We start from the raw sequence: 8,020 nt of genomic DNA on the forward strand, positions 1-8,020 counted from the left end.
TTCGCTCCACGCTTCCTCCCCACGGTCGGTCGCCCTTCCGCAGTTGCGCTTCACTTCGCTCGCTGTGGTCAACTTGCCGCGCGACTTGCACCCGCAAGAGTGCGCCCATGCTGGGCGCACAAAAAAGCCCAGTTTCGATAACTGGGCTCGATTTGCTTTCGACAACGACTGCGGGACTTTCTGGCCCGCCCTACACGACTCGAACGTGTGACCTACGGCTTAGAAGGCCGTTGCTCTATCCAGCTGAGCTAAGGGCGGGTGACGGCACGGCGGCGCGAACATCGCGGATGCAGCGCGCGCGAGACCGGGGATTTTACCTCATCCGCCGCCCCGCGCGGCCGGGCATCGATATCGGCCGATGCGGAATCAGACCGGTTGCGGATGCATCATGAACCAGCCGAAGAAGAAAATCCCGGCGAGCACGCAATACACGCCGAACGATGCCAGCTTGCCGTGGCCTTCGAAATAACGCATCAGGAAGCGCACGCTCAGATACGCCGCGATGCCGGTCAGCACGCCGCCCAGCGCCGCGTCGAACAATTGCGACGGCGCGTGGAACAGCTTCGGCAATTCGAGCACGCCCGCCGCGAAAATGATCGGCGTGCCGAGCAGGAAGGAAAATTCCGCCGCCGCTCTTCGGCCGTCAGGCCCGCGCCGACGCCCGCGATCATCGTCAGGCCGCTGCGCGAAAAGCCGGGAATCAGCGCGCCGATCTGCGCCAGACCGACCAGAAACGCCTGCTTGAACGTGAGCTTCTCGGGCGTGCGCGTCGCACGGGCGCGTTGCAGGCGATCGCCGAACCACAGCAGCACGCCGTTGACGATCAGCGCCGCCGCGACGATCCGCAGATCGTGAAAAAGCGCTTCGAGACGCTTTTCGAGCACCAGCCCGACGATCCCCGTCGGAATCGTGCCGATGATGAGCGCCCACATCATATGGCCGTCGTCGTTGCGGCGGCCGCCCAGCGAGGCGAAGAAGCCGCGGATCAGTGCGACCCAGCGCGCGCGGAGTACCACAGCAAGGCCAGCGCCGTGCCCAGATGCAGCGCCACCAGGAACGGCAGCAACTGCGGCGCGCGCTTGTCGATGTGCATGCCGATCAGGCCGGGAACCAGCAGCGTGTGACCGAGGCTGCTGACCGGGAACAGTTCGGTCACGCCCTGGAGCACGCTCAGGAAAATCAGAAACCAGAGTCACGCGTCGGTCCTTTTCGTGAAGGTGGAAAGAAGCAGACGCGCCGTACCCGCTCCCCGTATCAAGCGGCGAACGATCGAAGTCGAAACGGGAAAGAATCAGAAGAAACGGCGCGCAAGACGGACCCGATTATGCCTAGGGCGATATCGAGCGCCAAGGGCTAACCGCACCCACGCGCGTAATTGATCGTCACCGACAGGGGAACGTCGGCGGAACCGATAAAAATAGAAAGCTGATATTAAGTCGATCGAAAGATTGGGCGAAACCAGTTGCGATCACGCGATCGCAACCCGGGCATCGCTCAACGCTTCAGCTTGTACAGGAACAGTGCCGTGCTCGCGCCGAACAGACCGAACATCGCCACGCCCATCGCCATTGCCAGATCCATGATTTCTCCTGTCCGTTTGCTGCCGTACATTTGAAACGCATAACAACACATTGCAGTTTGGTTCGGCAGTCGCAATTTCCCGCAAAGGGTTTCTCCGTACGGCAAACGCAGGCAGAATCGACCGGTCGCGAAAAGGCTCGGCGGGCGTCCGCCAGGCCGCGTCCACCCCTATCCACGGAGCGCGTTGCCCTATGTCATCCGAAGCAGACATCATCGAAATCGAGCGCGACGGCGCCGCGATCCAGATCGCCCCGGGCGCCGGCGGCCGGCTCATGAGCTGGCGCGTGGGCGGCGAAAAGATCATCCACTGGCCCGATCCGCTCGATCCGGCCGCGTGGAACAACGCCGCCAAGATTCGCGGCGGCAATCCGCTGCTGTTCCCGTTCCTCGGCCGGCATTTCGTCGATGGCGAAATCGGCAAATGGCGCGATCCCGACGGCACCGTCCACGATCTCGCGACGCACGGTTTCGCGCGCAATCTGCCCTTCTCCGCCACCCGCGATGCCGACGGCCACGGCCTGCGCATGACGCTGGTCGACAGCGACGCGACGCGCGGCGGCTATCCGTTCGCGTTCCGCTTCGAGGCCGCGTATCGCCTGGTGGACGGCAAGACGCTCGAAGTCGAGCTGACGACGTCCAATCCCGGCGAAGTCGCGCTGCCCTACTACGCCGGGCATCATTTCTATTTCGAATTGCCGCACGATCAGCGCGCCGAAAGCAGCGTCGAGCTGCCGCGCACGGAACGACGTCATCAGTTGCCCGATGGCGCGATCAGCGAGCCGCAAACCGGCCAGTCGCGCTATTCGCTGGGCGATGCGAGCATCGTCGACGTGTTTCACTGCTTCACCGGGCCGTCGGATCAGCCGGTGCGCCTAAATCTGCCGGGGCTGAAGCGCTCGATCGGCTTCGAACTGCATCAGCCGGATTCGGTGCCGTGGTATTGCGTCACGACCTGGACCGAAGCCGATACGTCGGACTTCTACTGCGTCGAACCGTGGATCGGCCTGCCGGACGCGATTCATAACGGTCGCGGACTGCGCTGGCTCGCGCCGGGCAAGACCGAGACGGCGTCGTTGCGGCTGGTCGTCACGCCGCTCGAATGAGTCGTCCGGCGCGCGCAACCCGGCCGCCGATGTGACTTTCTGTATTGCAATAGTCGAACCGGTAAAATCCTGCCTTTCGATCCGCCGCGCATCTTCGCGCGGCGCTTTGCGAGGTCAGGTTTTGCGATTGCACACGGGAATTCGGAAGCTCGCCTGCACGGCGTTGGTGACCACACTTGCGGCGGCGTTGGTGGCGTGCGGCTCGGCTCCGGTCGGGCCGGGGTTCTATCGCGTCGAACGTGGCGATACGGTGAGCAAGATCGCGCGCGAACATCGCACGTCGGTCGGCAATATCAAGCGCTGGAACTCGCTGTCGAATCCGGATGCGATCGAGGTCGGCCAGGTGCTGCGCATCGCGCCGCCGCCGGGCACCGCGACGGCATCGGCCGCGCCGTCCGCATCGGGCGGCAGCGCGAAGAGCGAGAGCACCGCCGAGAGCGTCGCGCAGAGCAAGGCCGGTCCCGGCGTCTCGCTGATCTGGCCGACGCAAGGCACCGTGGTCCAGAACTTCGACGGCAAGAATTCCAAGGGCATCGATATCGCCAATGCGGCGGGCACGCCGGTGGTCGCGGCGGCGGCGGGCAGCGTCGTGTACGCGGGCAACGGGCTGCGCGGCTACGGCAACATGCTGATCATCAAGCATAACGACGATTATCTGACCGCCTACGCGCACAACCGCGCGATTCTGGTGAAGGAAGGCCAGAAGGTCCAGCAGGGCCAACAGATCGCCGAAATGGGCAACACCGACAGCAATCGCATCATGTTGCACTTCGAGGTGCGATATCTGGGCCGCTCGACAGACCCGGCGCGCTATCTGCCGCCGCGCTGATCTCCGGGCGGACGTTACGAGGAAGAATGATGAAGAGGATGAACAAGGCCGCGCTCGTCGCGGGTTCGGCACTGGCTTTGGCGCTGACCGGCGCGCTTTCGGGATGCGCCTCCGGGCCGACGATGACCTATTTGCCTTCGGGCGATACGGGTTTCGCCATCAACTACAGCGGCGGCGATGCGGCCACCAGTTGGGCGGCCTGCTACAAGCAGGCGGGAGAAACGTGCGGCGCGTACGGCTACGAAGTGATCTCGAAGGACACCGACAACGGCGCGACGGCCGGCGGTTCCGTGGGCGGCATTTTCGGCGCCAACATCAAGAATCGCTCGATGGTGATTCGCTGCAAACAGTAGTTACGCGTCGACGGTTTCGCCCCGCTCGCGTCGCGACTGGCGCGAGCGCACTCGACCGGAAATCGGATCGACGCGCGCGGCGAAGGCGAACAGCAAGCCGAGCGCGACGGGAGCAATGGCGGCGAATACCCAGAGCAAGTCCATGAGCAGGTCCACTACGGTAACAATTTGTGACAAGTGGCCCCATCATATACGCTCGGCAAAAAATTCGCCTGCGCGGCCGCTCGATTTATCCGCCAAGTATTAGTGACCGAAAGTCGGACTTACCGCGCAAACGTGCGCGTTCTTCAAATCACTGCGGCTTGGCTGCCGGCGCGGGCGACGACGGCGTGATCATCGACGGCGGCGTCATGTCGGTGGGGACGCCGTGATAGTCCGGCGGATCCTGCGGCGGATGCTTGTGTTCGGTGGAATCGGCGCAAGCGGATAAAGCCAGCGCGAGGGACATGCTGAGACAGACGGCGGGAACGATACGCGGCATGGGACTCCTTTGACGATTGCCCGAGCGCCATAAAAAACGACGGGCAAAAAGCAAAAGGGTTACAAGCCGAGACTTGTAACCCTTTCGTGTATCGTGGTCGGAGCGAAAGGATTCGAACCTTCGACCCTCTGATCCCAAATCAGATGCGCTACCAGGCTGCGCTACGCTCCGTCGAGCCGTGAATTATAGCGTGCCTCTTTCCGGCCCGCAATGCACCTCTTCATCGAAAGAAACGGTGCTCGCGTGATCGGGAACACGCGGGAACATGCAGGGGCACGCTTGTTGCCAAGGCAGCATGGAAACGCATCGCATCCCAAGGAGACGAACGATGAATCTCATTCTCTGGCGTCACGCCGAAGCCGAAGATCACGCCGCCAGCGATCTCGCGCGCCAACTCACGCCGCGCGGTCGCAAGCAGGCGCAAGGCATCGCCAAATGGCTGAAGGTGCGGATCGACGACGACGCCCTGCTGCTCGCCAGTCCCGCCACGCGCACGATCCAGACCGTCGAAGCTTTCGGCGATCGCTATCGCGTGGTCGACGAACTCGCGCCCGGCGCACGCGCGCAGGCCGTGCTCGCCGCCGCCGGCTGGCCCGATGGCATCGCGGAAACGGTGGTCGTGATCGGGCATCAGCCGACGCTCGGGCATGTCGCCGCTCTGCTCATGACCGGCGTCGAAGCGGAATGGTCGATCAAGAAGTCCGGCATCTGGTGGTTCCAGTCGCGCTCGCGCAACGGCGACGGCCAGACGGTGCTGCGCGCGGTCATGAACCCGGACCTCCTGTAGCGCAGGCTTTCCGAAGGCGGCGGCACCGTAAGCGTGGGTTAAGGCGAATGTCGTTTCATCGAAACGTCATTGCCATGCCATGCGAACGTCATCGCGCATTACTACATTGGCGGGGAACTTAGTCATCAAGCCAAGTCCTGCCGAGGAACGTCAATGCAAGATATGCCGACGCCCGTTCTGCAATTCGCAGCATCATCTCTTTCGCTCGATTCCAGCCGCCATCTCCCGCGCACTTCCGAAACCGTCACCGGCCAGCAACGTCTGCAAGTGGCGTGGGCGCGCTCGGACGATGCGGTGCGCGACGCGCAACGTCTTCGTTACCATGTGTTCTCCGAAGAAATGGGCGCGCGCCTGTCCGGTCCCGCCGGACTCGACGTCGATGCCTTCGACGCTTATTGCGATCACCTGCTGGTCCGCGATCTCGATACGTTGAAAGTGGTCGGCACGTATCGCGTGCTGCCGCCGCATCAGGCCGCGCGCATCGGCCGGCTGTACGCGGAAAGCGAGTTCGATGTCTCGCGTCTCACGCATCTTCGGCCGAAGCTCGTGGAAGTCGGCCGCTCGTGCGTGCATCCGGACTATCGCAACGGCGCGGTGATCATGTCGCTGTGGGGCGGACTCGCCACCTACATGACGCAAAACGGCTACGAGACGATGCTCGGCTGCGCCAGCGTCGGCATGGTCGATGGCGGTCACTACGCGGCGAATCTGTATAGCTCGCTCAAGGCCGATATGCTGACGACGCCGGAATATCGCGCGTTTCCGCATACGCCGCTGCCGGTCGAGGAACTGCGCACCGGCGCGGAAGTCAGTCCGCCGCCGCTGGTCAAAGGCTATCTGCGGCTCGGCGCGAAGATTTGCGGCGCGCCCGCGTGGGATCCCGACTTCAACACCACCGACTTCCTGACGCTGTTCCGCCTGTCGGATATCAATGCGCGTTACGCGCGTCACTTCATGGGCGACATGCAGGTTCGCTGAGGATTCGCCGAAGCGCGTCGAAGTCCGAAGCACCATGAAAAATGCCCCGCCGCGCGAGCGACGGGGCATTTACATTTGCCGAGTTATCTCTTCAGTCATCCGTATAAATCACGCGATACGGCCGGCCGATCTTCTCCCACTCCATCGCCTCCTGAACGAGGCTGTAATCGGTGAGCGGATTGCTCGCGACCCACTCGTTCGACAGACGCACTTCGAAGCCGCCGTTCGCCGCCTTCACGTCGATGCCGGGCAAACCGACATCCACGCGCCGCCGCTGCAACAACGCCGCGAGACGCAGGCAGAACAGCAGCGTCCAGTCGATATCGCGCGTCTGCGCGAGCTTGCCGAGCTTGCCGAGCTTGCCCGCGTGGCCGAGCACGAGCGTGGCGAGCCGCGCCTGATCGGTACGCGAGAAACCGGGCATATCCGCGTTGCTGGTGATATATGCCGAATGCTTGTGATACGCGCTATGCGCGATCGACAGCCCGATCTCGTGCAGCGAAGCCGCCCACGCGAGAAACATCCGATTCTCCTCGCGCTGATCCTCGTCGGTTTCGTCGAGCTGATCGTAGAAGCTGATCGCCAGTTCGCCGATGCGGTCCGCCTGCGCCGCATCGACGCCATAGCGACGCTTGAAGCCTTCGACCGTCACCGTGCGCATGTCCTGATGCTGCGAACGTCCGAGCAGGTCGTAGAGCACGCCGAGACGCAGGGCGGCGTCCGTCGTATCGGCGTATTCGATGCCGAGTTCCTCGAACACGCCGAGCATGATCGACAAACCGCCCGCCAGCACCGGAATGCGATCCGGCTTGAGCGCGATCAGCTTCAACCGATTGACGTTCTCCGCCTTGATCAGCGCGCGCTTGAGCTTCTCCAGCCCCCCGCGCGAAATGCCGTGCGTGATGCCCGGATCGTTGAAATCGTTCGCCTCGATCAGTTCGGCCAGCGCCCGCGCCGTGCCCGACGAACCGATCGCCTGATCCCAGCCGGTCTGCTTGTATTCGCGCGAGATGATCTGGATTTCGCGCTTGGCGGCGAGTTCGGCCTGACGCATCGTGTATTCGTCGACATTGCCGGCCGGGAAAAACTGGCGGCTATGACTGACGCAGCCGATGTACAGGCTTTCCATATGGATCGGCGTGTAATGCGAGCCGATGATGAATTCCGTCGAGCCGCCACCGATATCGACCACGAGCCGCTTGCCCGCGCTCGCCGGCACCGAGTGCGCAGCGCCCGCATAAATCAGACGCGCTTCCTCGCGCCCGGCGATCACTTCGATCGGAAAACCCAGCGCCGCTTCCGCCTCGACAATGAAATCATGCGCGTTCTTGGCGACGCGCAGCGTGTTGGTGGCAACGGCGCGCACCTGATCGGGATGAAAATCGCGCAGACGTTCGCCGAAGCGCTTGAGCGCTTCCAGCCCGCGCACCTGCGACGCGCGATCGAGCATCTTGTCCTTCGACAGGCCGCCGCCGAGACGAACCGGTTCGCGCAACGCATCGACCTGATAGATCTGGCTGCCGGCGGGCGTCTCCTCGACGCGTCCGACGATCAGCCTGAAGCTATTCGATCCGAGGTCGACGGCAGCGAGTAGATGGGGATGTGTGACCATCGGATATCCAGAAATCGTATGAGATTGGGGGTTGCGCTGTTGCGGCGCACGAATTCTATTCTATGCCGACGCGCGAGGCGTCTCCAGTCAGCGATCAGACCGGGGAAGTTGCCATCGGAAAGGCGTGCGGCAATCGCGCTTCCCGCGCTAGCGACGCTATAAGAAATGTGAATTGCGGTAGGGATGTCCATTACTGAACACCCCCCGCACAGATCCCGGCGTGCCCAATTTAGGCACCGGGCTCCTACCTTGAGTGCTTGACGACAAAGCGCCGATCAGGCCATGGATGAAGAATG

The 8,020-nt window shown here is 63.1% G+C and carries 9 protein-coding genes, 2 tRNA genes and 1 pseudogene; 5 read left to right on the forward strand and 7 right to left on the reverse strand.

Annotation, left to right across the window (positions count from 1 at the left end; all coding sequences use genetic code 11):
- Positions 1 to 181: 181 nt before the first annotated feature.
- The 3 genes and pseudogenes from BVER_RS26090 to BVER_RS32915 all read right to left on the reverse strand — a co-directional run bounded on the left by BVER_RS26090 (position 182) and on the right by BVER_RS32915 (position 1,611).
- Positions 182 to 258, reverse strand: a tRNA-Arg gene (locus BVER_RS26090).
- Between the two features lie 108 nt (positions 259 to 366).
- Positions 367 to 1,183, reverse strand: a pseudogene (locus tag BVER_RS26095) (undecaprenyl-diphosphate phosphatase).
- Positions 1,184 to 1,494: 311 nt separating this feature from the next.
- Positions 1,495 to 1,611 carry a UDP pyrophosphate phosphatase gene (locus BVER_RS32915; protein WP_198155385.1) on the reverse strand — a complete coding sequence of 39 codons (117 nt, stop codon included), beginning with the start codon at positions 1,609 to 1,611 and terminating at the stop codon, positions 1,495 to 1,497.
- A gap of 161 nt (positions 1,612 to 1,772) precedes the next feature.
- On the opposite strand from BVER_RS32915, the gene BVER_RS26100 reads away from it, so the two are divergent.
- From BVER_RS26100 to BVER_RS26110, 3 genes are all read left to right on the forward strand, one after another.
- On the forward strand, positions 1,773 to 2,684 hold the full coding sequence (locus tag BVER_RS26100; RefSeq protein WP_050455730.1) for an aldose epimerase family protein: 912 nt from the start codon (positions 1,773 to 1,775) through the stop codon (positions 2,682 to 2,684).
- Positions 2,685 to 2,847: 163 nt separating this feature from the next.
- Positions 2,848 to 3,513, forward strand: a complete 666-nt coding sequence (locus tag BVER_RS26105) for a peptidoglycan DD-metalloendopeptidase family protein (protein WP_332309152.1) — start codon at positions 2,848 to 2,850, stop codon at positions 3,511 to 3,513.
- Between the two features lie 38 nt (positions 3,514 to 3,551).
- Positions 3,552 to 3,866, forward strand: coding sequence for a hypothetical protein (locus BVER_RS26110; protein WP_157056232.1), 315 nt, complete (start codon positions 3,552 to 3,554; stop codon positions 3,864 to 3,866).
- Here BVER_RS26110 and BVER_RS32920 read toward each other — a convergent pair whose 3' ends face one another.
- From BVER_RS32920 to BVER_RS26120, 3 genes are all read right to left on the reverse strand, one after another.
- The gene (locus BVER_RS32920; protein WP_198155386.1) at positions 3,867 to 4,010 is read right to left on the reverse strand and encodes a hypothetical protein; all 144 of its coding nucleotides are present in this window, start codon (positions 4,008 to 4,010) and stop codon (positions 3,867 to 3,869) included.
- Between the two features lie 148 nt (positions 4,011 to 4,158).
- On the reverse strand, positions 4,159 to 4,347 hold the full coding sequence (locus BVER_RS26115) for a hypothetical protein (protein ID WP_050455732.1): 189 nt from the start codon (positions 4,345 to 4,347) through the stop codon (positions 4,159 to 4,161).
- A 94-nt stretch (positions 4,348 to 4,441) separates the two neighbouring features.
- Positions 4,442 to 4,518: transfer RNA gene (locus BVER_RS26120), tRNA-Pro, on the reverse strand.
- A gap of 157 nt (positions 4,519 to 4,675) precedes the next feature.
- Here BVER_RS26120 and BVER_RS26125 point away from each other — a divergent pair.
- On the forward strand, positions 4,676 to 5,134 hold the full coding sequence (locus BVER_RS26125) for a SixA phosphatase family protein (RefSeq protein ID WP_050455733.1): 459 nt from the start codon (positions 4,676 to 4,678) through the stop codon (positions 5,132 to 5,134).
- Between the two features lie 153 nt (positions 5,135 to 5,287).
- Positions 5,288 to 6,112, forward strand: coding sequence for a GNAT family N-acetyltransferase (locus BVER_RS26130; RefSeq protein WP_050455734.1), 825 nt, complete (start codon positions 5,288 to 5,290; stop codon positions 6,110 to 6,112).
- A gap of 91 nt (positions 6,113 to 6,203) precedes the next feature.
- Here the strand turns inward: BVER_RS26130 and ppx are convergent, their stop codons facing one another.
- Entirely contained in the window at positions 6,204 to 7,724 is a 1,521-nt protein-coding gene (gene ppx / locus BVER_RS26135) for an exopolyphosphatase (protein WP_050455736.1), read from the reverse strand.
- Between the last annotated feature and the right edge of the window lie 296 nt (positions 7,725 to 8,020).

The sequence above is a fragment of the Candidatus Burkholderia verschuerenii genome (genome assembly GCF_001189365.1).
GTDB classification, from domain to species: Bacteria; Pseudomonadota; Gammaproteobacteria; order Burkholderiales; family Burkholderiaceae; genus Caballeronia; species Caballeronia verschuerenii.